At 61.6% G+C, this 25,190-nt stretch carries 21 protein-coding genes and 3 pseudogenes; 17 read left to right on the plus strand and 7 right to left on the minus strand.

The window, feature by feature from the left end:
• Window positions 1-78 precede the first annotated feature (78 nt).
• Window positions 79-2,717 (minus strand): annotated as a pseudogene (topA, locus tag QTA57_RS09835) (type I DNA topoisomerase).
• A gap of 41 nt (window positions 2,718-2,758) precedes the next feature.
• Between topA and QTA57_RS09840 the strand changes: the two are divergent.
• Window positions 2,759-3,265 carry a hypothetical protein gene (locus tag QTA57_RS09840; protein ID WP_290151266.1) on the plus strand — a complete coding sequence of 169 codons (507 nt, stop codon included), beginning with the start codon at window positions 2,759-2,761 and terminating at the stop codon, window positions 3,263-3,265.
• Here the strand turns inward: QTA57_RS09840 and dprA are convergent.
• Window positions 3,262-4,335, minus strand: coding sequence for a DNA-processing protein DprA (gene dprA / locus QTA57_RS09845; protein WP_290154851.1), 1,074 nt, complete (start codon window positions 4,333-4,335; stop codon window positions 3,262-3,264). The two genes, QTA57_RS09840 and dprA, sit on opposite strands and share 4 nt — an antisense overlap.
• A 292-nt stretch (window positions 4,336-4,627) precedes the next feature.
• On the minus strand, window positions 4,628-6,052 hold the full coding sequence (gene tldD / locus QTA57_RS09850; protein ID WP_290151267.1) for a metalloprotease TldD: 1,425 nt from the start codon (window positions 6,050-6,052) through the stop codon (window positions 4,628-4,630).
• 190 nt (window positions 6,053-6,242) lie between these two features.
• Between tldD and coxB the strand changes: the two genes are divergently transcribed.
• From coxB to QTA57_RS09900, 10 genes and pseudogenes are all read left to right on the plus strand, one after another.
• A complete protein-coding gene (coxB, locus tag QTA57_RS09855; RefSeq protein ID WP_171561874.1) occupies window positions 6,243-7,124 on the plus strand; it encodes a cytochrome c oxidase subunit II in 882 nt (293 codons plus the stop codon).
• Between the two features lie 8 nt (window positions 7,125-7,132).
• A pseudogene (cyoE, locus tag QTA57_RS09860) lies at window positions 7,133-8,076 on the plus strand (heme o synthase).
• Window positions 8,076-8,270, plus strand: a complete 195-nt coding sequence (locus QTA57_RS09865; RefSeq protein WP_145216446.1) for a hypothetical protein — start codon at window positions 8,076-8,078, stop codon at window positions 8,268-8,270. The pseudogene cyoE and the gene QTA57_RS09865 overlap by 1 nt, the downstream one beginning before the upstream one ends.
• 53 nt (window positions 8,271-8,323) lie before the next feature.
• Window positions 8,324-8,830 (plus strand): cytochrome c oxidase assembly protein, encoded by a 507-nt coding sequence (locus QTA57_RS09870; RefSeq protein WP_253261314.1) that lies wholly within the window; start codon window positions 8,324-8,326, stop codon window positions 8,828-8,830.
• Between the two features lie 24 nt (window positions 8,831-8,854).
• Window positions 8,855-9,661, plus strand: a complete 807-nt coding sequence (locus tag QTA57_RS09875; protein WP_145216452.1) for a cytochrome c oxidase subunit 3 — start codon at window positions 8,855-8,857, stop codon at window positions 9,659-9,661.
• 73 nt (window positions 9,662-9,734) lie between these two features.
• Window positions 9,735-10,406: an SURF1 family protein gene (locus QTA57_RS09880; protein WP_290151269.1), complete on the plus strand. Its 672-nt coding sequence runs from the start codon at window positions 9,735-9,737 to the stop codon at window positions 10,404-10,406.
• Between the two features lie 10 nt (window positions 10,407-10,416).
• Window positions 10,417-11,804, plus strand: a pseudogene (gene thrC, locus QTA57_RS09885) (threonine synthase).
• On the plus strand, window positions 11,801-13,063 hold the full coding sequence (locus QTA57_RS09890) for a M16 family metallopeptidase (protein WP_290151271.1): 1,263 nt from the start codon (window positions 11,801-11,803) through the stop codon (window positions 13,061-13,063). Before thrC ends, QTA57_RS09890 begins: the two are co-directional and overlap by 4 nt.
• A complete protein-coding gene (locus QTA57_RS09895) occupies window positions 13,063-13,647 on the plus strand; it encodes a GNAT family N-acetyltransferase (protein WP_145216467.1) in 585 nt (194 codons plus the stop codon). The genes QTA57_RS09890 and QTA57_RS09895 overlap by 1 nt, the downstream gene beginning before the upstream one ends.
• A 66-nt stretch (window positions 13,648-13,713) precedes the next feature.
• The gene (locus QTA57_RS09900; protein WP_290151273.1) at window positions 13,714-15,108 is read left to right on the plus strand and encodes an FAD-binding oxidoreductase; all 1,395 of its coding nucleotides are present in this window, start codon (window positions 13,714-13,716) and stop codon (window positions 15,106-15,108) included.
• Window positions 15,109-15,144: 36 nt separating this feature from the next.
• Here QTA57_RS09900 and metG read toward each other — a convergent pair whose 3' ends face one another.
• The 3 genes from metG to QTA57_RS09915 form a co-directional block, all read right to left on the minus strand.
• Window positions 15,145-16,854 carry a methionine--tRNA ligase gene (gene metG / locus QTA57_RS09905; RefSeq protein WP_290151274.1) on the minus strand — a complete coding sequence of 570 codons (1,710 nt, stop codon included), beginning with the start codon at window positions 16,852-16,854 and terminating at the stop codon, window positions 15,145-15,147.
• 174 nt (window positions 16,855-17,028) lie between these two features.
• A complete protein-coding gene (locus tag QTA57_RS09910) occupies window positions 17,029-17,598 on the minus strand; it encodes a YceI family protein (protein ID WP_290151275.1) in 570 nt (189 codons plus the stop codon).
• Between the two features lie 66 nt (window positions 17,599-17,664).
• Window positions 17,665-18,879 (minus strand): MFS transporter, encoded by a 1,215-nt coding sequence (locus QTA57_RS09915; protein ID WP_290151276.1) that lies wholly within the window; start codon window positions 18,877-18,879, stop codon window positions 17,665-17,667.
• 322 nt (window positions 18,880-19,201) lie between these two features.
• Between QTA57_RS09915 and QTA57_RS09920 the strand changes: the two genes are divergently transcribed.
• The 3 genes from QTA57_RS09920 (at window position 19,202) to QTA57_RS09930 (ending at window position 21,440) form a co-directional block, all read left to right on the plus strand.
• The gene (locus QTA57_RS09920) at window positions 19,202-20,248 is read left to right on the plus strand and encodes an aldo/keto reductase (RefSeq protein ID WP_290151277.1); all 1,047 of its coding nucleotides are present in this window, start codon (window positions 19,202-19,204) and stop codon (window positions 20,246-20,248) included.
• A 54-nt stretch (window positions 20,249-20,302) separates the two neighbouring features.
• Window positions 20,303-20,947 (plus strand): 3-hydroxyacyl-CoA dehydrogenase NAD-binding domain-containing protein, encoded by a 645-nt coding sequence (locus QTA57_RS09925; protein WP_290151278.1) that lies wholly within the window; start codon window positions 20,303-20,305, stop codon window positions 20,945-20,947.
• 94 nt (window positions 20,948-21,041) lie between these two features.
• Window positions 21,042-21,440, plus strand: a complete 399-nt coding sequence (locus QTA57_RS09930; protein WP_290154857.1) for a thioesterase family protein — start codon at window positions 21,042-21,044, stop codon at window positions 21,438-21,440.
• Here the strand turns inward: QTA57_RS09930 and QTA57_RS09935 are convergent.
• Window positions 21,437-22,303: a helix-turn-helix domain-containing protein gene (locus QTA57_RS09935; RefSeq protein WP_290151279.1), complete on the minus strand. Its 867-nt coding sequence runs from the start codon at window positions 22,301-22,303 to the stop codon at window positions 21,437-21,439. The two genes, QTA57_RS09930 and QTA57_RS09935, sit on opposite strands and share 4 nt — an antisense overlap.
• Window positions 22,304-22,427: 124 nt before the next feature.
• On the opposite strand from QTA57_RS09935, the gene QTA57_RS09940 reads away from it, so the two are divergent.
• From QTA57_RS09940 to QTA57_RS09950, 3 genes are read left to right on the plus strand one after another with little or no spacing between them, the layout of a single operon-like run.
• Window positions 22,428-23,309: a fatty acid desaturase gene (locus tag QTA57_RS09940; RefSeq protein ID WP_290151280.1), complete on the plus strand. Its 882-nt coding sequence runs from the start codon at window positions 22,428-22,430 to the stop codon at window positions 23,307-23,309.
• A 35-nt stretch (window positions 23,310-23,344) separates the two neighbouring features.
• Complete coding sequence (locus QTA57_RS09945; protein WP_290151281.1) at window positions 23,345-24,256, plus strand: DMT family transporter; 912 nt, start codon at window positions 23,345-23,347, stop codon at window positions 24,254-24,256.
• Between the two features lies 1 nt (window position 24,257).
• Window positions 24,258-25,187 (plus strand): AEC family transporter, encoded by a 930-nt coding sequence (locus tag QTA57_RS09950; RefSeq protein ID WP_290151282.1) that lies wholly within the window; start codon window positions 24,258-24,260, stop codon window positions 25,185-25,187.
• Window positions 25,188-25,190 lie beyond the last annotated feature (3 nt).

Raw genomic sequence — 25,190 nt, forward strand, 5'->3', positions numbered from 1 at the left:
ACCAAGCGGTGGGTGCCAAATTCCTTTGGAAGGAATTTGTTCGGAATTTTTGGAAAATTCCGGTTCCGCCGTTGTGGCCTAGCTTGCTTTTTTTCGCGTGGTCCGTTTTTTGCCGCCTTTGGCTTGACGCTCTGCGATCAACTGAACGGCGATGTCCATGGTTACATCCGCAGGTTCCGTGCCTTTCGGGATCGTGGCATTCACCTTCTCCCATTTCACATACGGCCCGTAGCGCCCGTCCATCACATTCACTGGACCACCATGTTCAGGATGTTCGCCCAACTCATGTAGAGGCGGTTGCGCTGCACCGCGCCCGCCGCGTTTGGCCGCTTTCTCGGCGATCAGTTCGACGGCCCGGTTCATCCCGATCGACCAAACCTCGTCCACCTCCGGCAGGTTCGCATAAATCCGTCCGTGTTTGACATACGGCCCGTAACGGCCAATCGCCGCCTCGACGATCTCGCCATCTTCGGGATGTTTGCCCACCTCGCGCGGCAGGCTGAGCAGCCTCATCGCCTTCTCGAAATCGATGGTCGCCGGATCCCAACCCTTGGGCAGAGAGCCGCGTTTCGGCTTTTTCTCTTCTTCCGTGACCTCGCCCAATTGCACGTAAGGCCCAAAGCGTCCGGTTTTCAGATGCACGGGCAAGGAGGTGTCAGGATCCACGCCTAACATCCGCTCATCGGCCTGCGCCTCATCTCCCTCACCCGGCGGCGCGAAGGCGCGGGTGTAGCGGCACTCAGGATAGTTGGAGCAGCCAATGAACGCTCCGCCAGACCGCGCTGTTCGCATCGAGAGCCGCCCCTCGCCGCAATTCGGGCAAAGCCGCGGGTCGCTGCCGTCTTCTTTGGCCGGAAAGAGATGCGGCTCCAGCACCTCGTTGATCTTTTCCAACACCTCGCCGATGCGGAGATCGGCGGTCTCATCAATCGCGGCTTTGAAATCGCGCCAGAATCGATCCAGCACGTCCTTGTAATCCCGGTCGCCGGCGCTGACTTCGTCGAGCTGGGTCTCCAAGCCGGCGGTGAAATCATACCCGACATAACGCCGGAAGTAATTGGTCAGGAACGCCGTCACCAAGCGGCCTTTGTCTTCTGGGATCAGCCGGTTTTTGTCTTTCAGAACATAACCGCGATCCTGGATCGTCGTGACGATGGACGCGTAGGTCGAGGGTCGCCCAATGCCCAACTCTTCCATCCGTTTGACCAAAGTGGCCTCGGTATAGCGCGGTGGCGGTTGGGTGAAATGCTGCTGCCCCAAGACCGCGCCATCGGCGGAGAGCACACCGCCGCCGTTCTGACGCAAATCGCCCTGGCTGTCGTCTTCGATCACCGCGTCGCCGTCGCTGGCGGCTTTGGCGAACTCCGCCTCTAGCGCCGCTGCGACCGGTTTGACCATCTCGCCCTGCATGATCTGCGGCAGGCGTTTGTCATCTTCGTCCTGCACATCGTCGCGGCCTTCCTCATAGACCTTGAGGAAGCCGTCAAAGAGCACGACCTGCCCCGTCGCGCGCAGCACGACCTCGCCATCTGCCGAACCGATATCGACCGTGGTCCGCTCTAGCCGGGCGGCCTCCATCTGACTCGCAATCGTGCGTTTCCAGATCAGTCCGTAGAGTTTCTTCTGATCGTCTTCGGACAGCCGGATATCGTCGGGCGCCTTGGCCATATCCGTCGGTCGGATACATTCATGCGCTTCTTGTGCATTCTTGGCCTTATTCTTGTACACACGGGCGGATTTCGGAACGTAGGCCTCGCCATACCGATCTTTGATTGCATCGCGCGCCGCGGTGACCGCCTCGGGGGCCATGTCGATCCCGTCGGTCCGCATATAGGTGATGTGGCCGGCCTCATAGAGCCGCTGCGCCGCGCTCATCGTCTGGCGCGCGCCCATGCCGAATTTGCGGCTGGCCTCCTGCTGCAAGGTCGAGGTCATGAACGGCGCGGCGGGGTTGCGGTTGGCCGGTTTTGCTTCGACCGATTGCACCGCCAGATCGCGGGACGAGACGGCTTTAACAGCAAGGAGGCCGCCGCCGCCGTTTCAAGATCATATTTCTCAAGCTTCTTGCCGCCGAGAACCGTCAGACGTGCCTCAAAACTCTGCCCGCGCGGCGTGTCGAGAACGGCCTTCACCGACCAATACTCGCGGTGTTTGAACGCCTCGATCTCCATCTCGCGCTCGACGATCAAGCGTAGACAGACCGATTGTACCCGACCCGCCGATTTTGCACCCGGCAGTTTCCGCCAAAGAACCGGCGACAGGTTGAACCCCACCAGATAATCCAGCGCGCGGCGCGCCAGATAGGCCTCGACCAGTTCCATATCGACTTCGCGCGGGTTTTGCATCGCGTCTGTCACAGCACTCTTGGTGATCGCGTTAAAGACCACCCGGCTGACCGGGGTGTCTTTCTTAATCGCCTTGCGTTTGCGGAGCGCCTCTTCCAGATGCCAACTGATCGCTTCGCCTTCGCGGTCCGGGTCGGTTGCGAGGATCAGATTGTTGTCGTCTTTCAACGCATCGGCGATGGCTTTGACGTGTTTTTTCGAGTCGCTGCCAACCTCCCACAGCATCTCGAATCCGGCTTCCGTATCGACCGAGCCGTCCTTTGGTGGCAGGTCGCGCACATGGCCATAGGAGGCGAGCACCGTATAATCATCGCCCAAATATTTGTTTATTGTCTTGGCCTTAGCAGGAGATTCGACAACGACGACGGGCATGAAAAAGACCTTCAATCAAAGACATGGTATGGCGGCGGAACATGTGGTGGCTTGGTCGGGCTTGTCAATCCGTGATCGGCTGCGACACACTCGCCGCGTGCTGCTTGCGAGGGTTTTACGATGCGGTTCTTCTTGGTTCTCATGGCGATGATTTGTGTTTTGCCGGCGTCGGCGGAGCCGGTGGATTTGCCACCTGGTTCGGCTTTGCGGGGGCGTTGCTCGATACGCTCCGACCGCTCGTCGAATATGATCTTGGCGCGCCGGTTGAGTTCGTTGTTACCTCGCTGCAGGTCGATGGTGATCGTGCTTTTGCCCGCGTGGCGGCGCAGCGCCCGATGGGAGCGCCGATTGACATGGAAACCACGCCGATGGTGCTGCGCGATGGTCTTCCGTTGGACACAATCGATGGCCCGCGGATTGAGGCCTTCTTCTACCAGAGCCCGGCGCGGTGGGAGGTCGTTGAGTTTGTGATCGGCGCGACAGATGTGTGGTGGTGGGCATATGATTGTAAGCACTACGGCGGGCTTCTGAGTGAGTGGGGCTGCTAACTTGCCCGCGTCAACAAGCCACCAGGGCGACGTTCGATATTGCCAGCCAACTCCATTTGGGCCAGCGCCCGGGTGATGTCTGATGCTGGCAAACCAAGATCGCGGATCAACTGATCTTCGGCGGTGGGGGAGGGGCCGAGCTGCGTCAAGATACGGTTGGTCAGGTCGTCGTGGCCTATCGCCTTGCCGGGCACGGTCATCGGTTCAGGGGCCGGGGCGGACGCAGGAGCCGCGAGCGGCAGTGCGGTTTGCGGATCTGGCGTGCCGATCTGTTCCAACACGTCTTCGACACTGCGCACAAGGGTCGCGCCGTCGCGGATCAGGAGGTTGCACCCCGCCGCGCGTGTGTCCATCGGATGGCCAGGCACCGCCAGTACATCGCGGCCCTGCTCCAGCGCCAAGCGCGCTGTGATGAGCGAGCCGGAGCGGGTTGCGGCTTCGACGACAACGACCGCTTGTGCCAGACCGGGGACGATCCGGTTCCTGCGCGGGAAATGGCGGGCTTGCGGGTCGAGGCTGAAGGGCTGTTCACTCAGCCGCACGCCGGTTTTGGCCATATCCTGGGCCAGTTTGGTGTTCTCCGCCGGGTAGATCACATCTAGGCCACCGGCATGGACTCCGATTGTACCGGTCTCCACTGTTGCGGCATGCGCCAAGGCATCGATCCCGCGCGCCAAGCCGGAGACCACTACATAGCCCGCCGCGCCCAGATCTGCCGCCAAGCGCCGGGCCATCCGGGCGCCAAGAGAGGAGGCGTTGCGCGTGCCGACCACCGCGATAATGGGCCGCTGCAACAGCGTCGTATCGCCAAGCGCCCAGAGAACTGGCGGCGCGTCGGACAGGCTGGCCAGACGGGCCGGGTATGCGTCATCGCCCAAACACAACATCTGAGCGCCAGCACGTTTGGCCGCTTTCATCTCGGCCAGCGCCACACTCTCGGGACAGATGGCGTATGTATCGACACCTGCGGCCACAGCGATTTCGGGCAAAGCGTCGAGGGCGGCTGCTGCGGAGCCGTGATCGGCGAGCAGCCGTTGGAATGTCACCGGGCCGACCCGGCGGGAGCGCATCAGTTGCAGCCGTGCCAGCCGATCCCGGCTGTCCTGGCTGGGGGCGGGGGTGAACCCCACGGGCGGCTCGGCAAAGCCCGGGTCTAGCTCCATATGCATGCTCGGCACGCTAGCTGAAAATTGGTTAAGGGAGCGTTACGAGGGGAGGGGTCGCTCCCGCCCCGCTCGGCCTTTGGCCTGCGCGCGTTGGGCATGGCGCGCTGCGCGCGCGGTTCGTACGTCGGTGCGGGTCATGCAGACCACCGCGACGCCTGGATTTGCGGTCGGCTTGGTTAGATGCGTGCGGGTCGTCTTAGGCTGCTGAACCGCCGACAGTTAGCCCGCCGATCAACAGCGTGGGCTGCCCCACACCTACTGGCACCCATTGGCCATTCTTGCCGCAATTGCCCATGCCGGGATCAAGTTTCATGTCGTTACCGATGGCTCGGACCTGCTTCAGTGCTGTGGCCCCATCGCCGATCAACGTCGCGCCTTTAACCGGTGCGCCAACTTTGCCGTTTTCGACCCGATAGGCCTCGGTGCAGCTGAACACGAATTTGCCATTGGTGATGTCGACCTGTCCGCCGCCAAATCCGACCGCGTAAATCCCATCTTTGACATCGGCCACGATATCGCCGGGGTCGGCCTCGCCACCCAACATATACGTGTTGGTCATCCGCGGCATTGGGATATGGGCAAAGCTTTCTCGCCGTCCATTGCCGGTGGCCTCCACCCCCATCAGCCGGGCGTTTTGCCGATCCTGCATATAGCCCACCAACACGCCATCCTCGATCAGGACATTCTTACCGGACGGTGTGCCCTCATCATCCACGGTGATCGAGCCGCGCCGGTCGGGGATCGTGCCATCATCCAGAACGGTGACGCCTTTGGCGGCGACCTGCTCCCCCATCAACCCCGCAAAGGCGGAGGTCTTCTTGCGATTGAAATCACCCTCCAGCCCGTGGCCAACGGCTTCATGCAGCAAAATACCGGGCCAACCGGGCCCAAGCGCCACGTCCATCACACCCGCCGGGGCAGGAACGGCCGAGAGGTTCACCACCGCGATCCGCAACGCTTCGCGGGCCACATCTTCCCAATGATCCCGCTCCAGAAGTCCGACAAGGCCAATGCGCCCGCCGCCACCCGCCGACCCGGATTCGCGGCGACCGTTTTCTTCGACGATGATGCTGACATTCAGGCGCACCATGGGCCGGATATCGGCCACCCGTGTACCTTCAGGGCGTAGAATTTCGACCTCTTGAAGGCTCGCACCCATCGATGCAGAAACCTGCACCACGCGCGGATCAAGGGCACGGGCAAAGGCGTCGATCTCCTGCAGGGTGTCGAGCTTCACGGAAAACTCCGCCCCACTCATCGGGTCGTCATCGGTGTAGAGCTTGCGGTTGGTGCCTTTCGGCGCGTCGGCCAAGACCCCGCCGCCATCGCCGACGGCCAGCCGCGCGGTTTCCGACGCACGGGTGAGTGCGGCCTCGGAAATCTCGGTCGAATGGGCATAGCCCGCAACCTCGCCATTCACGGCGCGCAGGCCAAATCCTTCGCCCGCGTCATAACTCGCGGTTTTCACGCGTCCGTCGTCAAACACCAACATCTCCGAGCGTCGCCGCTCCAAAAACAACTCGCCATCCTCGGCCCCGGCGGTGGCCGCGCGCAAAATGCGCAGCGCGGCGGCCTCGTCGAGCAAGGTTTCAAAGGGGCGAAACGGTGTGGCTTGAGTCATGATGCCTCCTCAAATGGGCCGGTCGGGAGGGCAAAAGCTTCGCCCGCGGACCAAAAACAATCTGCATAGGTGAGACATTTTTCACCACTGCCTTGAATCCTATCGCTCTATATGGTTCACCGAACTTGGAACGCAACGGGATGCAATCTGGCCCTGCTCAGGTGGCCTCGCGAATACAGGACAATTCGGAATGGCACTTCGGACGAAGATGAACGGTCTCTGGGCCGGATTTGGTGCAACACTTATGGCCACGGCCGCCAGCGCGCAAAGCGTGGGCGAAGGCCTAGAGATTCGCGGCGCGCCGGTGCCCGGCGGCGTGAATTTTCAACCACCTGCGACCGAATTGGCGCGTGAACTGCAAGCGCTCGACAACTTCCTCCTGGTGATCATCACAGCAATTGTGCTGTTCGTCGTGGCGCTTTTGGCTTGGACCATCCTGCGCCACAATGAGCGCGCCAACCCGGAACCGGCGACCTTTACCCATAACACAAAGATCGAGATCACCTGGACGGTTGTGCCTCTCGTGATCCTCTTCGTGATCGGCGGGTTTTCCTTGCCCGTGCTGTTCAAGCAGCAGACCATCCCGGAAGCCGATGTCTTGATCAAAGCGACGGGCTATCAGTGGTACTGGGGCTATGAGTATCCCGAAGAGGGCCTTGAGTTCGAAAGCTTCATGCTGGCCCAAGACGAGTTGGAAGAATTCGGCTATAGCCAAGACGAATATCTTCTGGCCACCGATACCGCCGTTGTCGTTCCAACGGGGCAGACCATTGTCATGCAGGTGACCGCCGCCGATGTGATCCATTCCTGGACCATTCCCGCCTTTGGCGTGAAGCAAGATGGCGTGCCGGGCCGCTTGGCGGAACTGTGGTTTGAAGTCGATCCGGGCCAGGAGGGCATCTATTTCGGTCAGTGTTCCGAGCTTTGCGGCGTGAACCACGCCTATATGCCGATCACTGTTTTTGCCGTGACGCCCGAGGAATATGACGCCTGGCTGGCCGGAGAGGCGCAGCAATTTGCCTCCACTGGGACCCGTGCGCCCGCCTATATCGAACTCGCAGCGGTCGAATAGGCGCTCTGATGAGTGATGCCACTGCAAATACGGTCGCCGCCCAGACTGGGGAAGCCCAGTTTGGCGACTACGTTGCGCTTCTGAAACCGCGCGTGATGTCTTTGGTCGTGTTCTCACGGGGCTGGTCGGCCTTTTGGTAGCGCCGGGATCGGTGCCGCCGATGATCGGCTTTGCTGCGATCTTGTTTCTTGCCATCGGGGCCGGTGCCTCGGGCGCGCTGAACATGTGGTATGATGCCGATATCGACCGGGTGATGAAACGCACCGCCGGGCGGCCGATTCCATCGGGCAAGGTTGCGCCGGGTGAGGCGCTGGGCCTCGGTATCGCGCTCTCGGTCATGTCGGTGGCGATGTTGGGCCTGGCGACCAACTGGGTTGCAGCCGGTATTCTGGCCTTCACGATCTTTTTCTACGCGGTGATTTACACCATGTGGCTCAAACGCTCGACGCCGCAGAATATCGTCATTGGCGGCGCGGCGGGGGCCTTCCCGCCGATGATCGGTTGGGCCGTGGTGACCGGTGGGGTGTCGATTGAATCGCTCTTGATGTTCGGTCTTATCTTCATGTGGACGCCGCCACATTTCTGGGCCTTAGCGTTGTTCATGAAATCGGACTATCACAAGGCCAATGTGCCCATGCTAACGGTCACCCATGGCCGCGCCGAAACACGGCGGCAGATTTTCTTCTACACGCTGCCGCTGGTCCCTGTGGCGCTTGGCGTGGCCTTTACGTCGATTGGCGGGCCGGTCTATCTGGCGACTGCTTTGATGCTAAACGTTCTCTTCCTGAAAGGCGCGTGGACGATTTGGAAGCGTCCGGAGACTGTCGCTGAGGCGGATGAATATGCGGTCGAGAAACGGTTTTTCCGCTTCACGCTCTATTACCTCTTCCTGCATTTCGTCGCCCTTTTGGTCGAGGCCGCGTTGCGCGCCACTGGTTTCGGGTTCTGGTGATGCCGATTACCGAAACCCATGAGTTGCACAAACGCCGGTTTGGCCGCAATCTGGGCGTAGCGCTTTGCCTGGTCGGATTCATGGCGATCGTGTTTGGCTTGACCGTCGCGAAGATCCGGCAGGGGGCGAGCATGGAAGCCTTTGATCATCAACCCCGTGTATCGATTACCCCACCAGTGGAGGGCAACCAGTGACCTTGGATCGGAACCATAAAACCGTTTTGCAGCTTGTCGGTGTCGCTGTCTTCATGGGCGCATTGGCCTGGGCGTCCGTTCCGCTTTACGACTGGTTCTGCCGGGTCACGGGCTATGGCGGCACCACCAGTGTTTCCGAGACAGAGAGTGATACGATCCTGGATCAGACGATTCTGGTGCGGTTCGACGCTAGCCTGGCCCGCGATATGCCTTGGGAGTTCCGCCCGATGACCCAGTCGATGGAGATTCGCCTGGGCGAGACTGGGCTGGTTTTCTACGAAGCGTATAATCCGACGGACGAGCCGATTGCCGGCACCGCCAGCTATAACGTCGCGCCTTTTGACGCCGGTCTCTATTTCTCGAAGATCGAATGCTTCTGTTTCCAGCAGCAGATCTTGGAGCCTGGTCAGCGGGTCGAGATGCCGGTGACGTTCTATGTCGACCCGGCCTTGATCGACGATCCCGAGGCCAATGGCACCCCCGCGATCACGCTATCCTACACGTTCCATGTCACCGACATACCAGAAGAATACGCCGCGTTGAGCGGCGCCACGAACTAACCAAGAAGCCAAAGGACCAAACCCATGGCCCATGTGAAAAACCACGACTACCATATCCTTCCGCCATCAATTTATCCATTGATTGCGTCCATTGGGGCCTTTGTGATGCTCGCCGGCGCTGTCTTGTGGATGCATGGCTCGGGACCGTGGATGTTCCTGATCGGCTTTGTCGCGGTGCTTTATGTGATGTTCGGCTGGTGGTCGGATGTGGTCGCCGAAAGCAATGCGGGCGATCACACGCCGGTCGTGCGGCTCGGCCTGAAATACGGCTTCATCATGTTCATCATGTCCGAGGTGATGTTCTTCGCCGCGTGGTTCTGGGCCTTCTTCAAACACGCGATTTACCCGATGAACATCTATGAGGCATCGGAATATGTGCCAGCGGAGTTTTATCAGGTCGATGCCTTCCACCTGCCGCTGATCAATACGCTGGTCTTGTTGCTGTCCGGCTGTGCCGTGACCTGGGCGCACCATGCTTTGGTCCACAACGAAAGCCGCAAGGATGTTGAGCACGGGCTGCTGATCGGTATTATCCTCGGCATCGCTTTCACCGGCTTGCAGGCGTATGAATATGTCGAGTTGCTGGTTCACAAAGATTGGACCTTTGGCGGCGACAAGTTCTTCTCGACCTTCTTCATGGCGACCGGTTTCCACGGGCTCCATGTGATCATCGGGACAATCTTCCTCTTTGTTTGCTACCTCCGGGTTCGGGCGGGACAGTTTACTGCCGAGAAACATATCGGGTTCGAAGCCGCCGCTTGGTATTGGCACTTCGTTGATGTGGTCTGGTTGTTCCTCTTTGCGGCGGTCTATGTTTGGGGCATTGGCTGACCTCTGACCGACGACGTTTATGGGTTCGGAGAGGCCTGCCTTCGGGCAGGCCTTTCTCATTGGAGACGGATACGTGACACGACTGATCTGGCCTTTGCTTTTCGGATTTGGCGGCGCGGCCATTCTGATCTCGCTCGGTGTCTGGCAGATGCAGCGCCTGGCCTGGAAAGAGGCGGTGCTGGCCGATATCGACGCGCGGATCACCGCAGCCCCCGTGGCGATCCCCGCCAATCCTGACCCAGAAGCGGATCGTTATCTACCCGTCGCCGCCGAAGGGGTCGTCAGCGATGTGTTTATCCGCGTCCTGGTCAGTCAGCGGCGCATCGGTGCCGGGTATCGCGTTATCTCGCCCTTTGAAGCCGACGGTCGGGTGATTTTACTCGACCGAGGGTTCATCCGCGTGGCCGAGGAGATACCGGTCGCCCCCACCGGTTCGGTGACAGTGACAGGCAATCTGCATTGGCCAGACGAGGTCACCGGCTCAACGCCTGTGCCTGATCTGGACGCCAATATCTGGTTTGCGCGCGACGTGCCCGCCCTGGCCGAGGCGCTTGGCACCGAGCCGATCCTGATGATTGCCCGCGAGATGTCGCAATCAGAGGGCGCTTTGACGCCCTTGCCCGTCGACACGAGTGGCATCCCGAACGATCACCTAAGCTATGCGATCACCTGGTTTTCACTGGCGCTGATCTGGTTGGGGATGACACTCTATCTTCTCTGGCGTATCAGGCGTCGGACGATCTAAAGGCAAAGTCATGCGTTATGTATCCACGCGGGGGCGGCCCCTGAACTGACATTTGAAGAGGCGATGCTGACCGGGCTCGCCCGCGACGGCGGGCTTTATGTGCCCGCCGAAGTTCCGATGATGTCTCAGGGCGATATCGCGGCGCTGGCAGGGCTGTCTTATGAAGAGGTCGCTTTCCGCGTCATGCGGCCTTTCATCGGGGACTGTTTCACCGATGAGGAGTTCGCCGATTGCATCGCCCGGGCCTATGCCGGGTTTGGCCATGCCGCCCGCGCGCCGCTGGTGCAGTTGCAACCGAACCATTTCCTTCTGGAACTGTTCCACGGCCCGACGCTCGCCTTCAAAGACTTCGCGATGCAGCTCATTGGCCAGTTGTTCCAGACCGCGCTGACCCGGCGCGGCGAGCGTGTGACGATTGTGGGGGCGACCTCTGGCGATACCGGCTCCGCTGCGATGGAGGCGTTCCGAGGCCTGGAAGCGGTCGAGGTCTTCATCCTCTACCCCCATGGCCGCGTCTCCGACGTGCAGCGCCGCCAGATGACAACCGTGGTCGAAGCCAACACCCATGCGCTCGCGCTCAGCGGCGATTTTGACGATTGTCAGGCGCGGCTGAAAGACATGTTCAATGATTTCGAGTTCCGCGACGGGGTGAAACTCGCCGGTGTGAACTCGATCAACTGGGCCCGTGTGCTGGCGCAGGTTGTCTATTACTTCACCTCTGCCGTCTCGCTCGGCGCGCCGCATCGCAAGGTCAGTTTCACCGTCCCCACCGGCAATTTCGGGGATATCTTTGCAGGCTACATCGCCAAGAAGATGGGATTGCCGATCGAAAAGCTGATTGTGGCCACCAACCAGAATGACATCCTGCATCGGGCGCTGTCGTCCGGGGCGTATGTGACGGAGGGCGTGACACCATCGATCAGCCCGTCGATGGATATCCAGGTCAGCTCCAATTTCGAACGCGCGCTCTTTGATGCCTATGACCGGGATGGCGGCACCGTGGCGCAACTGATGGATGAATTGAAATCTGGCGGCGGCTTCCACATCTCGCAAGGCGCGCTTGGCCATCTCCGCGATCTTTTCGCCTCGGGCCGGGTGTCGGAGGCGGAGACCTCCGCGATGATCGCCGAGGCCAACCGCGATCTGGGAGAGTTGCTCTGCCCGCATTCCGCCATTGGGGTGAAGGTTGCACAAGATCACCTGGGCGCAACCCCGATGATCACGCTGGCCACGGCCCATCCGGCGAAGTTCCCCGATGCCGTCAAGGCCGCCACCGGCATCCATCCGCCGCTGCCCGCACGGATGGCCGATCTCTTCGACCGGCCCGAGCGGGTGACGCGCGTGGAAAACGATCTGGCCGCGTTGGAAGACTTGATCCGGGGCGAGGTCATGGCATGAGCGTTCAACTGCACACGCTTGCGAACGGTCTACGCATCGTCACCGAGCATATGCCGGGCCTGCAATCTGCAGCGCTTGGCATCTGGGTCAATGCGGGTGGTCGCCATGAGCGGGTCGAGCAAAACGGGATTGCCCATTTCCTCGAGCATATGGCGTTCAAAGGCACCGCGCGCCGCAGCGCCTTGCAGATCGCTGAAGAGATCGAAGATGTGGGCGGATATATCAACGCCTATACCAGCCGCGAGACGACCGCCTATTACGCCCGGGTCTTGAAAGACGATGTGCCGCTTGCGCTCGATCTGATTGCCGACATCGTGCTCAACCCGGCGTTCGACCCGCATGAGATTGAGGTTGAGCGCGGTGTGATCCTGCAAGAGATCGGTCAGGCGGCAGATACGCCTGACGACATCATCTTCGATTGGCTTCAAGAGGTGGCCTATCCAGAGCAGGCGCTTGGTCGCACCATTCTTGGCCCGACCGACCGGGTGCGCGGCTTCGGCCAAACCGATCTGACAGGGTTTGTGGCTGAACATTACGGGCCGGGGCAGTTGATCCTCTCGGCCGCCGGTGCGGTGGATCATGATGAAATCATCCGCTTGGCAGAAAGCATCTTTGGCCATCTGCCGCCGTGCGGGCAGAAACACCCCGAGCCGGGGCAGTTCGCGGGCGGTGAGCGGCGCGAAGTGAAAACGCTGGAACAGGCGCATTTCACGTTGGCGCTTGAGGCCCCGGGCTATCGCTCCGATGACATTTATACGGCGCAGATCTATGCCACGGCGCTTGGCGGCGGTATGTCGTCCCGGCTGTTCCAAGAGATCCGCGAAAAGCGTGGGCTCTGCTACACGATCTATGCCCAGGTCGGTAGCTATGACGACACCGGGATGACCACGATTTATGCTGGCACGGGGGCCGAAGACCTGCCCGAACTCGCGCACCTGACCATGGATGAGATCAAACGCGCCGCTGACGATATGAGCCAGGCCGAGCTTGACCGGGCGCGGGCGCAGATGAAGGCAGGCATGTTGATGGGTCTCGAAAGCCCGTCTGCGCGCGCCGAGCGGCTGGCGCGTCTGGTGGCGATCTGGAACCGTGTGCCGCCGCTTGAAGAAACCATTGCCCGGATCGATGGCGTCGATTTGACCGGTTTGCGGTCCTATGGCGCTGATCTGGCGACTGCCCGCCAAGCCGCGATGGCGCTTTATGGCCCGGTGGAGCGCGCCCCTGATCTGACCCAACTGACGGAGCGCCTGGCCGCCTGATGCTCGCCCGCAAACGCAGACCGAAGATCGAAACGGAACGGATGACCCTGCGCCTGCCGCAGCATTCCGATTTCCGGGCATGGACCTGGCTGCGCCAGGGCTCGGCGCAGTTCTTGCAACCCTGGGAGCCGTCTTGGGCCAACGATCACCTGACCCGGAAAAGCTTCACCAACCGGGTCTATTGGGCGCAACGGGCGATCGGCCAGGGCTCGGCAATGCCGCTTTTTATGGTCCGGCGGTCCGATGATACGCTTTTGGGCGCGATCACGCTCGACAATATCCGCCGTGGTCCGGCCCAGGCCGGCACGCTCGGCTATTGGATCGGGCAAGCCCATGCGCGCCAGGGCTATATGCAAGAGGCGATCCTGGCCGTTGTACATTATGCGTTCCGCTCGCTCGATCTGAGCCGGGTCGAGGCCGCCTGTCTGCCCGAAAACATCGCCTCGCGCGGCGTTTTGGAGAAATCTGGCTTCAAATATGAAGGCGTCGCGCAGAGCTATCTGCAGATCAACGGGAGGTGGCGGAACCATGTGCTCTATGCCAATCTCCGCAATGATCGGCGCGGACGAACGGATGTCGGGTAGCCGAATTCTTGCAAGAATTCGGGCCGGAATTTTTCAAAATTCCGGGTCGCTGTGCCGGAGGGGATGATGTCAGAGATCGAGACCATCTTGCGCCAATCGCTCCCCGCGGCGGTCTTCCGGTCCGCGGAACCGCGCTATCTGGAAGAGCCACGTGGTCGATATATCGGACAGGCCCTGGCAGTCTTGGCACCCGGATCAACCGAAGAGGTGGCCACGATCATCCGCGCCTGCGCCGAGAGCGGCACACCCGTGGTGCCTTATGGTGGCGGAACGGGCCTGGTCGGCGGGCAACTTGCCGGTGACGGCCCGGCCCCAATTGTCCTGTCGCTGGAACGGATGCAGGCGGTCCGCGCCTTGGACCCGGTTGGCGCGACAATGACTGTCGAAGCGGGGGCTATCTTGGCCGATATACATGATGCGGCCGGGGCGGAGGGGCTGATCTTCCCGCTGACATTGGCCAGCCAAGGCTCGGCGCGGATCGGCGGGCTGTTGTCGACCAATGCGGGCGGCGTGAATGTCATCCGCTATGGCAATGCGCGTGATTTGTGTTTGGGGCTTGAGGCGGTTTTGCCCGATGGCGCGATCTTGCACGGGCTATCGCCCTTGCGGAAAGACAACACCGGTTATGATCTCCGCCATCTTCTGATTGGGGCCGAAGGCACGCTTGGCGTGATCACAGCGGCCACGCTTCGGCTCTTTCCGGAACCGGCGCAGACTGGGGCGGCGATGATGGTGGTGCCAAATCCGGACGCGGCATTACAGCTTTTGCGAATGACCCAGGCTCGGATCGGCGATGGTGTCTCCGGCTTCGAGTTGATCGGGCGGATGGGGCTGACATTTCTCGATGAGGTTGGACCCGATCTGCGTCAGCCATTTGTGGAGCGGCCCGATTGGATGTGCCTGATCGATCTGGGCCTTGGCGCCGATCAAAACCCGGCAGAAGCCTTGGAAACGCTTTTTGCGGAGGCGTTTGAAGCGGGTGTCGTTACTGATGGCGTTATCGCGCAATCAGAGGCGCAGCGGCAGGAGTTCTGGACCCTCCGGGAAAGCATTCCCATCGCGAACCGGCGGATTGGGTCGATCTCTAGCCATGACATTTCGGTGCCCGTCGCGGCGATCCCCGGGTTCATTGCCGAAGCGCCGGGGCGGTTGGCGGAGATCGGGCGCTATCGGATCAACTGCTTTGGCCATCTGGGCGATGGCAACCTGCATTACAACGTGTTTCCGGAGCAGGGCCGCAGCCGTGAGGACCACGAGGCCGAGCGCGGCGCGATCAAGACTTGCGTGCATGATCTGGTCCATGAAATGGGCGGCTCGGTCAGCGCCGAACATGGGATCGGGCGGCTGAAAGTCGAGGATCTGGAGCGCTATGGCGACCCTGCGAAATTGGCCGCGATGCGGGCGATCAAGCAGGCGTTAGACCCCAAGGGCATCATGAACCCCGGCGCGGTGCTGCGCTGAGATCAGAGACGGTCGCCGCTGTCCACGTCGGCCCTGTCAGGTTCTCACACCGGCGAAGCGCGTCTGCCACTCTTCCCGCGCGTCATCTGCAATTTTGGAGAAGAGCACATCGGGGACAGTGAACGCGTGGCCGGCGGGTAAGGCGGCGAGCGCCGATGCAGCATCTTCGGGCCAGTCGGCGTCCGCATTCATCGCGGTCAGCATCGTTTTGGCCGCATCGGGGATGAACGGCGCCGAAAGGGTCGCGTAAAACGGGATCAGGTTCAGCGCCAGCCGAGTGATCGCGGCGGCACGCTCTGGGTCGGTTTTGAACGCAGTCCAAGGGGCTGCGGATTGCAGATATTCGTTGCCAAGGGTCCAGATCGCCCGGAGCTCGGCGGCGGCTTTGCGGATGTCGATCGAGTCCATATGGGTTTGATAGGCGGTCAGGCGGCTTTGCAGGTCGGCGATCAACGCCTCTTCTTGCGGGCCATACGATCCGCCTTCGGGCACGGCCTCACCGAATTTCGAGCGGCAGAATTTGGTGATCCGGCTGACGAAATTGCCCAACACATCGGCCAGGTCTTTGTTCACATCCTGTTGGAACGCCTCCCAGGTGAACTCACTATCAGAGGTCTCGGGCGCATGGCTCAAAAGCCACCAGCGCCAGTAGTCGGAGGGCAAAATCTCCAACGCTTGATCCATGAACACGCCGCGCCCCTGCGAGGTGCTGAACTGCCCGCCATCATAGTTCAAGTAATTGAAAGATTTTATATAATCGACCAACTTCCACGGCTCGCCCGAGCCAATAATCGTGGCGGGAAAGCTGAGCGTGTGGAACGGCACATTGTCCTTGCCCATGAACTGCACATACCGCACATCATCGGCGCCTTTGTCGGTCCGCCACCAGCGTTCCCAATCGCTGCCTTTGCCCGCATCGACCCATTCCGCGCCGCAAGCGATGTATTCGATGGGCGCGTCGAACCAGACATAGAACACCTTGTCTTCCATGCCGGGCCAGGGCTCCTCGCCGCGCTTCACCGGCACGCCCCAGTCGAGGTCGCGCGTGATGCCGCGGTCCTGCAACCCGTCGCCATCGTTCAGCCACTTTTTGGCAATCGATGTGGTCAGGATCGGCCAGTCGCTCTTGCTGTCGATCCAGTCGCTCAACTGCCCGCGAAGCGCGGATTGGCGCAGATACAGGTGCTTGGTCTCGCGCACTTCCAAGTCGGTCGAGCCAGAAATCGCCGAACGCGGCTCGATCAGGTCGGTCGGATCAAGCTGCTTGGTGCAGTTTTCGCACTGATCGCCTCGGGCTTTGTCATAGCCACAATTGGGGCAGGTGCCTTCGATATAGCGATCCGGCAGGAACCGGCCATCGGCGTTGGAATAGACCTGCTTCTCAGACACCTCTTCGATTAGCCCAGCCTCGGCCAAACGGCCTGCGAAATGCTGCGTCAGCTTGTGGTTCTGCGGGCTGGACGAGCGCCCGAAATGGTCGAAAGACAGACGGAAGCCCTCGGCCAGATGCGCCTGAACCTCCCACATTTCGGCGCAATACTCTGCAACCGGTTTGCCAGCCTTGGCTGCGGCGAGTTCCGCAGGCGTGCCGTGTTCGTCGGTTGCGCAGAGGAACAGAACCTCTTGGCCCCGCGCGCGCAGGTAACGGGCGTAGAGATCGGCGGGCAATTGGCTGCCGATCAGATTGCCCAAATGTTTGATCCCGTTGATGTAAGGGATTGCCGAGGTGATGAGCGTGCGCGCCATGGGAGGCCCCGTCTGGTCTGATCCGTCGTTTTGCCTGCTTTAGCCCAACTGCCGGGCGAGGGCCAGCATATCCCCCATCCTCGGTCCTTTCTTCTCCGCCGTGGCTGCGGCGCGCGACGGTATGAGATTGTCAATTGGCCGGTCGTAGGCTGACAGGCCGGGCTTAATGTAGCGCTAGGAGTCTGATCGGCGGATGCGGGCGAGGATGCGCAGATCGACCTGATCGCCCACCTCGGACGCATAGCCCGTCGCGCCAAAGGCCGCGCGGCTGACCGAGCCGGTCAGAAAGATCGACAGGCGACGACGATCCCCGGCCTCGGTACCGCGCTGGCGATAGAATTGCGCCATGAGCGTGGTGGGCCGGGTGACGCCCCGGATGGTCATCTCGCCTTCGATCCGCGCGCCGGCGCCTTCGGGCACGACCCGGGTGGATCGGAAACGGATCGTCGGATGGCGGCGGGCATCCAGCACTTGCGGGCTCTGCAAAGCCTGTGTTGCCAGGAAAAACCCGGTTCGGGCGGCGTTGACATCGACGGTCACGTCAACTTGCGATCGGGCCGGGCGATCAAGGTCAATCAACAGATCGGCGGCGCTCACCGGCATCGTGCCGTTATCCGTACTGTCGCCAAACCGATAGGTGAACCCGACATTGGACCGGTCCACCTCCAGCTCATAGCGCACTGGTTGGGCGCTGAGGCCGAGCGGGAGAAGGCAAAGGGTAAGGGCGAGGATTAGGCGCAGCATTTGGCACGAACTCCGATAGCGGTTTCGGCAGCTTAGCATGGGTTGCTGCGCAAGACGCGTCACAGCTCAGCGAGGTCGGCGGAAGATACGGCCCACTTGGAACGAGGTGCGCGGAATCCAGACATAAGGGCTGCGCTTGTCGGCGGCGGCGCGCCGGCCCATTCGGTAGAGGCCGTAAAGGAGCAAGACGACATGGCTTGCGCCGATGAAGACAAAAAGCGCGGGCGGTCCGAAGAGCGTGATCAACGCCGAACTGGCATAAGGCGCGATGATCGCTCCGAGGGCGAAGAAGAACATCAGCGCTGCTGAGAGTTCGACCCGCTGGCTATCATCGGCCCAGTCATGGGCATGGGCCGCTGAGATCGAATAGATCGGAAAGGTGAGGGCACCGAAAAGGAGCGCGCCGCTGAAGATCGCGATGGTGCCGAGCCCTGCAAGGGCGGCGGTGGTGGCGCTGGCGAAAATCGCGGCAGCGGAGAAGCCGATCAAGACCCAACGGCGATCATACCGGTCGGCCAACCAGCCCGCAGGGATTTGCATCAGTGCGCCGCCGAGCACGAAGGCGGCCAGGAAAAAGCCGATTTGATCGGGGCGGAGGCCGACCTCTTGGCCATAAAGCGGGCCGACCATCCGGAAGGCCGCGCTGCCGAGACCTGCGACCACCACGCCGGCCACCGCCAGGGGCGAAAGACGCCAGGCGAGGATGGGCCGGAGCCGCGGGGCGGCGGGGGTTTCAGGCTGCGAGGTGCGCGTCAGCGTCAGCGGGAGAAGGGCGGCGCAGCAGAGAATGGCGAGGATGTTGTACGAGACATAGGAGGCGGGCGCGAGCACACCAATCAGGAGCTGCGCGCACAGCGATCCGCCGGTGTCGACCATGCGATAGGTGCCCATGGCGCGGCCACGCGTGGCATTGGTGACCTTGGATTGCAGCCAGGCCTCGATCACCGTGTAACAGCCCGCAACGCACATGCCCGAAGCGATCCGCATGGCGGCCCAGGCATAGGCGTCGATCACCAGCATATGCGCGAGAAGCCCGATGGCGCCGGTCGCGGTAAAGGCGGCAAAGGCGCGGGAATGGCCGACCGACCCCATCAGGCGCGGCGCCCACCAACAGCCGATAAAAAAGCCCAGGAAATGGGCCGAACCGAGAAGGCCGATTTGGCCATTTGTGAAGCCAAGCGCGGTGCCGGAGAGAACATCGAGCGGGCCGACGCCGCCGGAGCTGAGTTGGAGAAGGATGACCGAGAGAAAAAGGGCGGTGAAAGAAAGGATAAGGCGCATGGGACCGGTCTGTGATTTGGGGGAAGACTGGCATGGGTGTTTTGGCGGGTCTGGCGGGTTTGCGTCTTTCGGGATGTCGCAAACGGGGCGGCGGGACTGCCCGCCGCGCGCCCCTGCCGGGAGCCCTTAGCGGGCGGTTGGGCGCGCGTGGCGACCGGACGGGCCGGGTCGGGCGGACGGCGTGGGCTGCAGAATAGGTTACAAAAAGCCGCCAAAGGCGCGTTTTTTGTAACCTATTGCGGCGCTGTCTGGGTTTCGACTTGTCTCTTGCGCTCGCATGGCTACCTCTGGGGCCGGACAGGCGGAGCGAGGACCGACAGCGATGAAGATGATCCCCCTTGGGCAGAGCACGACCCAGATCACCAACTACTGCCTGGGTACGATGACCTGGGGCAGTCAGACCCCTGAGGCCGACGCGTTTCGGCAGATGGATATGGCGCTGGAGGCGGGGATCAACATCGTCGATACCGCCGAGATGTATCCGGTAAATCCAGTCCGGGCGGAAACCGTTGGCGATACCGAAGCGATTCTCGGCTGTTGGATCGCGGCCAATCCGGCACGCCGCGCGGATTTCGTGCTGGCCACGAAAGTCGCCGGGCGAAATGAGGGCTTTGTGCGCCCCGGTCAGGACATCACCGGCCCGACGTTTTTGGAGGCGTTTGAAGGCTCATTGAAGAGGTTGAACACGGACCGGATCGATCTCTACCAAATGCACTGGCCCAATCGGGGCTCCTACCATTTCCGGCAGATCTGGGATTATGATCCGTCGGGGCAAGACAAGGCTGCGACGCTGGCGCATATGGGCGATGTGCTGGACGCGGCGGAGAGTTTGGTCAAAGCGGGCAAATTGGGGCATCTCGCGCTCTCGAATGACAGCGCATGGGGCACAGCGCAGTGGCTGCGCCTGAGCGAAGAACGCGGGTTGCCACGCATTGCGTCGATCCAGAACGAGTATTCCCTGCTTTGCCGGCAGTTTGACAGCGATTTGGCAGAGCTGGCCGTCAATGAGCATGTCACGCTTTTGGCCTTCTCACCGCTTGCGGCGGGGCTTCTGACCGGCAAATACCAAGGCGGTGCGGTGCCCGAAGGCTCGCGGATGTCGCTGAACGAGACACTGAGTGGCCGCAAAACCGACCGGGCCGATCAAGCGGTGGCCGCGTATCATGAGATCGCCGACCGCCATGGGCTTGACCCGATCCACATGGCGCTGGCCTTCACGGTGCAGCGGCCCTTCCCGGTCTGTTCGATCCTCGGGGCAACGACCTCTGACCAACTGGCCTATATTTTGAGCGGGTTGGAGGTGACGCTATCGGACGAAGTGTTGGCCGAAATCAACACCACGCATCGTGCAATTCCGATGCCCTATTGAGCCGCAGGACCAAGCGCCGCTACGCTTGCCGAACGTCAGGCCAAGGGGGATCGCATGACGGGTCAGATGGCCGTTTTGGGTGCTGGTAAGACCGGTGTTGGTTGGGCCGCGCGCTTTGCATTGATGGGGTGGCATGTGCGGGTCTTCGACCCTGCGCCAAAAGCCAAAACGCGTTTGAGCGGGGCGATTCTCGCGGCACGCGCCTGTCTGCCCGCGCTTTATGACGTGGCTTTGCCACCGGCCGGTGCAATCACCTATCACAACAGCTTGGCCGAGGCTGTAAGTGGCGTCGATTGGGTGCAGGATGGATTGCCCGACCGTTTGGCGCTGAAGCGGAAAATGTACCAAGCGGTCCAAGCCAGTTTGGCCGAAAATGCCATCATCGCGGCGCGATCCAAGAGTGCCGATGCGGATGAGCTGCAGGATTGCGCAACGCGGCCAGAGCAGATCGTGACCGTAGCCGCCGAAGGGCCGATTTGGCTTTCGCCGGTGTGTGGTGTTGCAGGCGGGGCGGAAGACGCCGGAGCCGGTGATGACCAAGGCCCGGTCGATCTTGCAAAGCATTGGAATGCGCGTCTTGGTGGCGCCAGACCCGGTGCCACTTCTTACCGGGCTGTCGCCGGAAACGGCGGTTGCGGTTTTGCGCACCTTAAAGGCGCGGAACGCCGATGGGATTGGGGCGATGCTGGCGGCGCATGAGGTGGCGCTTGCGCCCGCGATGCCGGATATGAGCGCGCCGCCCGTGACGCTGGACCGGCAGGTGCCGCCGGATTGGGTGGATTATAATGGGCATATGAACGAGACCCACTATCTGACCGCGTTTTCCAATGCGACGGATCGGTTGTTGCTTTGGGCCGGGATGGATGCGGAGTGCATCGCGGCGGGGCAGAGCGTGTTTTCGGTCGAGACTCATTTACGCCATCTGGGCGAGGTCGATATCGGTGATCAGATCACGGTGACCACGCGGGTGTTGGACGGCGGTGGCAAGCGGCTGCACCTTTGGCATGAGATGCGGCGCGGCGCGGACATGGTGGCCACGGGCGAGCAGATGCTGCTGCATGTGAATCTCGAGACCCGGCGGCCTGCCGCGCCGCCGGAGCGGGTCGGGCTGTTCTTTGCGGGCGTGGCAGCGGCGCATGCGGCCCTGCCGCCACCTGACGGGTTGGGCCGGGCCGTGGGGCAGCCGCGCTAATCGTCGATCCGGTTGCGGAGCGCGCTGAGGATCTTGGGGATCTGCCGGGCAGAGGCCAGGCTTTCGCGGATCAACCAGTCGAAATGCTGACTCACCCCCTGCACCCGGTCGCGATCCCGGAAGGCCACATAATGCCGGCCCATATAGATCACCGCCATTTTCGGGCCAAAGACGGTGATCGGGGCGGAAAACACCCGGTGGGCATCGAAAATAAACAGCCGGAGCGTCGGGTAAAGCTGGTCATAGACGTCGATGATCCAGTCGATCTGTTCGCGGCGCAGCTCCGCGCTGAGCCCGGTGTAATAGCCCTGACCGAGGGCGAAACACTCCAGCTCATGGATCGGCAGCGCGATCTCGTAATCGCTTCGACTGCTCCGCATCCAATCGAGCCGTGCCTCGGCGGCGCCAATCGCCTGATCCGGGCGGCGGTTCATCGTGGGGGCATATTCCCACCGCATCACGCCATGGGTTTTGAGCATATCGGGCAGGGTCGCGGGCACATGGCGGATTTTGAACCCGGCGGCCTCTTCATGCCAGGCGAAGATTTGGTCATCGATGGCGCTGGCCCGGCCGGTTTCGGTCACCGACAGGCTGGTGGCGAGGATATCGCCGGCCAATTCGGGCCGGTCCGTGAGGCCCAAAAGCCAGTCGGATGACACGCCAAGCGCCTGGGCTGTGGCAGCCACGACCTGGCCGCCAGGCATCCGCGCATCATCGGCCATCAGAAGCTGTGTCACGGTTGAGCGATCCACGGCAATGGCGCGGGCGAGCCCGGCGCGGGACAGGCCCGAACTCATCAGAGCCGCAGTCAGCCGCTCTCGGAACAGAGCGGCACGGTGGCGTTTGTCGAGTATCTCCACCATCGTTGAATATTATCACCATCGTTGGATTTACGCTGAGAAAACCCGGACTGCCGCAAAAACGCAAGCCCTGTTAGGCAGATAAGGCACGGCTGGGGACGCTGTGCTCAACAACATGAGGTGGTGAATGCGCGTCGAATGGCCGACCGTTTCTTTGATTGTGCTGACATATCTGAGCTGGATTTTGGCGCTGTTCTGGCTGCCGATGATCTGGTTGCCGCTCGCGATTGCAGTGGCGGCGTTCACCATCGCGCTGCAGTCGTCCTTGCAGCATGAGGTCACCCATGGGCATCCGTTCCCGAACCGGCGGTTGAGCGAGGTGGTGGTGTTTCCGTCGTTGAACCTCTGCATTCCGTTCATCCGGTTCCGCGATATGCATCTGGATCATCACCTCGATAGCAACCTCACCGACCCTTATGACGACCCCGAAACCAACTATTTGGACCCGGCTGTCTGGGACCGGCTGCCTTGGGTCGTGCGGGCGGTGCTCGCGGCCAATAACACCCTGATCGGGCGGCTTGTTTTGGGGCCGATTGTGTCGCAAGCGGCGTTTATGGCGGGCGATTGGCGGCTGATCCGGGGCGGGGATCGGGGTACTCTCATGGCGTGGGTCTGGCACCTCGTGACGATTGTGTCTGTTGTCGCTTTGGTGGTTCTGTCGCCGCTGCCGGTCTGGGCCTATCTGTTGGCGGCCTATATCGGGGTTGCGGTTCTGAAAATCCGAACCTTCTTAGAGCACCGCGCGCATGAGCGGGCCAGCGGGCGGACGGTGATCATTGAAGATCGCGGTTTGCTGGCGTTTTTGTTCCTTAACAACAATTTCCACGTGGTCCATCACATGCATCCGCGCCTGCCCTGGTATCGGATACCAACCACATATTTCGCCAATAAAGACAGTTATTTGCAGCGCAATGACGGCTATCTCTACCGGTCCTATGGCGAGATTTTCCGGCGCCATCTGTTCCGCGCCAAAGACCCGGTGCCACATCCGCTTTGGCCGCGAAACTGACTTGTAAACCAGGGCGTTAGGCGCGAAGAGGGGGCATGCCCCTTTGGATCCCCGTCACCATCTTTGCCGCGTTTATGCAGAATCTGCGGTTTCTGTTGCAGCGGCATTTGAAGGTGACGACGCTGTCGACCGGCGGCGCTACCTGGGCGCGGTTCCTCTATTCCGCGCCACTGGTGGCCGTGATCGTCGGGGTTTACGCGACTGTCTCTGAGCAGGCGCTGCCCCTGCCGGATGGGCGGTTCTGGGCCTTCGTGGTCTCGGGCGGGATGGCGCAGATGCTGGCGACGATGTGTGTCGTGGCCCTTTTCGCCCATCGGAATTTCGCCGTGGGGATCACCCTGAAAAAGACCGAGGTGATCCTGACGGCGTTGATCGGCTTGGTGGTTCTGGGGGAGGCGGTGTCGCCGCCTATTGTCGCGGCCATCGCCGTGGGGTTCATTGGCGTCCTGCTTCTCTCGGACCCGCCGAAAACCGATGTCGTCCTGTCCTGGCGCGCGCGGGTGTTCAACGTGGCCTCGGGCTATGGTCTGGCCTCGGGCGTGCTCTTCGGCATCTCGGCGGTGGGCTATCGCGGCGCGTCCCTGTCGCTGCCCGATGGCGATGTGTTCCTGCGCGCGGCCTTCACGCTTGCCGCGGCAACGGCGGTGCAAACGGTGACGCTCGGGGCTTGGCTGGCCTGGCGCGAGCGGGGAGAGATTGCCAAAGTGCTGGCCTCTTGGCGGGTGTCAGGGCTGGTCGGGCTGACCTCAATGCTGGGTTCGCTCGGCTGGTTCACCGCCTTCACCCTGCAAACGGCGGCATATGTGAAAGCCCTGGGCCAGATCGAGCTGGTCTTCACCTTCCTCTTCTCCGTCTTTTGGTTGCGCGAACGATCATCGAGCAAAGAGATCGGCGGCATTGTGTTGATCGTGGCCTCGATCGGTTTGATCTTTCTGGGGAGCTTCTGAGATGGCCATCGCCCTCGCCATCGCACCTATTTTTGTTTTGATTATGATGGGTTACGCGCTGCGGCGTGGCGGTATCCCATCGGAAGAGTTCTGGAACCTCAACGACCGGCTGGTCTATTTCGTGCTCATGCCGGCGCTGTTTTTCGTGCGTATCTCGACCGCTGATCTGAGCGAGGCGGGGCTGGGCGGATTTGCAACCGCGCTCTATGCGGGTTTCTTCGCCGGCGTGGTCTTTGGGGTGATTGCGGCGCTGATCTTGCGGCGCGGCGGGCCGGTTGGCACGTCGATCATGCAAGGGGCGGGGCGGTTTAACACCTTCATCGCGCTTGCCGTGGCCGAGGCGCTTTATGGCGCGCCCGGCTTGCAATTGGCGGTTCTGGGAGCGGCGGTGTTGGTGCCGGTGGTGAACCTGACCGTGGTGGGGCTGTTCACTGTGATGCTGCGGCAGCCGGGCGGCGGCGCGGTCTGGGGCGCGGTGAAAAACCTCGTCACCAATCCGTTGATCCTTTCGATCCTCGCGGCTTTGGCCTTCAACTTGGCGGGGATCGGCATGGTGCCCGTCTTACACGACACGCTGTCGGTTTTAGGGCAGGCGGCCCTGCCGATCATGTTGCTCTGCGTCGGCGCGAATTTGAAACTGAGGGGGTTGAGCGCGGATGCCGCACCTTTGGTCTTGGCGGCTTTTGGCAAGATCGTGGTGTTCCCGGCGGTGATTATGCTGGCGGCCATGGCGTTCGGGCTGTCGCCGCTGAGCGCCCAGGTGGCGCTGATCTATGGCGCGCTGCCCACGGGCGTTGCGGCCTACACGTTGGCGCGGCAATTGGGCGGCGATGCGCCTTTGATGGCGGCGATGATCACCATGCAAACTTTGTTGAGCTTCGCGACCATGCCGCTCTGGCTGAGTCTGGGGGAGCGGGTTTTCGGGCTGTAGCCG

Origin of the sequence: Fontisubflavum oceani, assembly GCF_030407165.1 — a bacterium.
Classification (GTDB): Bacteria; Pseudomonadota; Alphaproteobacteria; order Rhodobacterales; family Rhodobacteraceae; genus Rhodophyticola; species Rhodophyticola oceani.

Excerpts from the sequence above, each read along its gene's own strand:
- QTA57_RS09895 (WP_145216467.1), top strand. The coding sequence starts at position 13,063 with ATGCTCGCCCGCAAACGCAGACCGAAGATCGAAACGGAACGGATGACC.
- QTA57_RS09935 (WP_290151279.1), bottom strand. The coding sequence starts at position 22,303 with ATGGTGGAGATACTCGACAAACGCCACCGTGCCGCTCTGTTCCGAGAG.
- QTA57_RS09950 (WP_290151282.1), top strand. The coding sequence starts at position 24,258 with ATGGCCATCGCCCTCGCCATCGCACCTATTTTTGTTTTGATTATGATG.
- tldD (WP_290151267.1), bottom strand. The coding sequence starts at position 6,052 with ATGACTCAAGCCACACCGTTTCGCCCCTTTGAAACCTTGCTCGACGAG.
- QTA57_RS09930 (WP_290154857.1), top strand. The coding sequence starts at position 21,042 with ATGAACGAGACCCACTATCTGACCGCGTTTTCCAATGCGACGGATCGG.
- QTA57_RS09875 (WP_145216452.1), top strand. The coding sequence starts at position 8,855 with ATGGCCCATGTGAAAAACCACGACTACCATATCCTTCCGCCATCAATT.
- QTA57_RS09920 (WP_290151277.1), top strand. The coding sequence starts at position 19,202 with ATGAAGATGATCCCCCTTGGGCAGAGCACGACCCAGATCACCAACTAC.
- QTA57_RS09940 (WP_290151280.1), top strand. The coding sequence starts at position 22,428 with ATGCGCGTCGAATGGCCGACCGTTTCTTTGATTGTGCTGACATATCTG.
- dprA (WP_290154851.1), bottom strand. The coding sequence starts at position 4,335 with ATGCGCTCCCGCCGGGTCGGCCCGGTGACATTCCAACGGCTGCTCGCC.
- QTA57_RS09890 (WP_290151271.1), top strand. The coding sequence starts at position 11,801 with ATGAGCGTTCAACTGCACACGCTTGCGAACGGTCTACGCATCGTCACC.
- QTA57_RS09870 (WP_253261314.1), top strand. The coding sequence starts at position 8,324 with ATGGGCGCATTGGCCTGGGCGTCCGTTCCGCTTTACGACTGGTTCTGC.
- QTA57_RS09840 (WP_290151266.1), top strand. The coding sequence starts at position 2,759 with ATGTGGTGGCTTGGTCGGGCTTGTCAATCCGTGATCGGCTGCGACACA.
- QTA57_RS09865 (WP_145216446.1), top strand. The coding sequence starts at position 8,076 with ATGCCGATTACCGAAACCCATGAGTTGCACAAACGCCGGTTTGGCCGC.
- coxB (WP_171561874.1), top strand. The coding sequence starts at position 6,243 with ATGGCACTTCGGACGAAGATGAACGGTCTCTGGGCCGGATTTGGTGCA.
- QTA57_RS09945 (WP_290151281.1), top strand. The coding sequence starts at position 23,345 with ATGCCCCTTTGGATCCCCGTCACCATCTTTGCCGCGTTTATGCAGAAT.
- metG (WP_290151274.1), bottom strand. The coding sequence starts at position 16,854 with ATGGCGCGCACGCTCATCACCTCGGCAATCCCTTACATCAACGGGATC.
- QTA57_RS09900 (WP_290151273.1), top strand. The coding sequence starts at position 13,714 with ATGTCAGAGATCGAGACCATCTTGCGCCAATCGCTCCCCGCGGCGGTC.
- QTA57_RS09910 (WP_290151275.1), bottom strand. The coding sequence starts at position 17,598 with ATGCTGCGCCTAATCCTCGCCCTTACCCTTTGCCTTCTCCCGCTCGGC.
- QTA57_RS09925 (WP_290151278.1), top strand. The coding sequence starts at position 20,303 with ATGACGGGTCAGATGGCCGTTTTGGGTGCTGGTAAGACCGGTGTTGGT.
- QTA57_RS09915 (WP_290151276.1), bottom strand. The coding sequence starts at position 18,879 with ATGCGCCTTATCCTTTCTTTCACCGCCCTTTTTCTCTCGGTCATCCTT.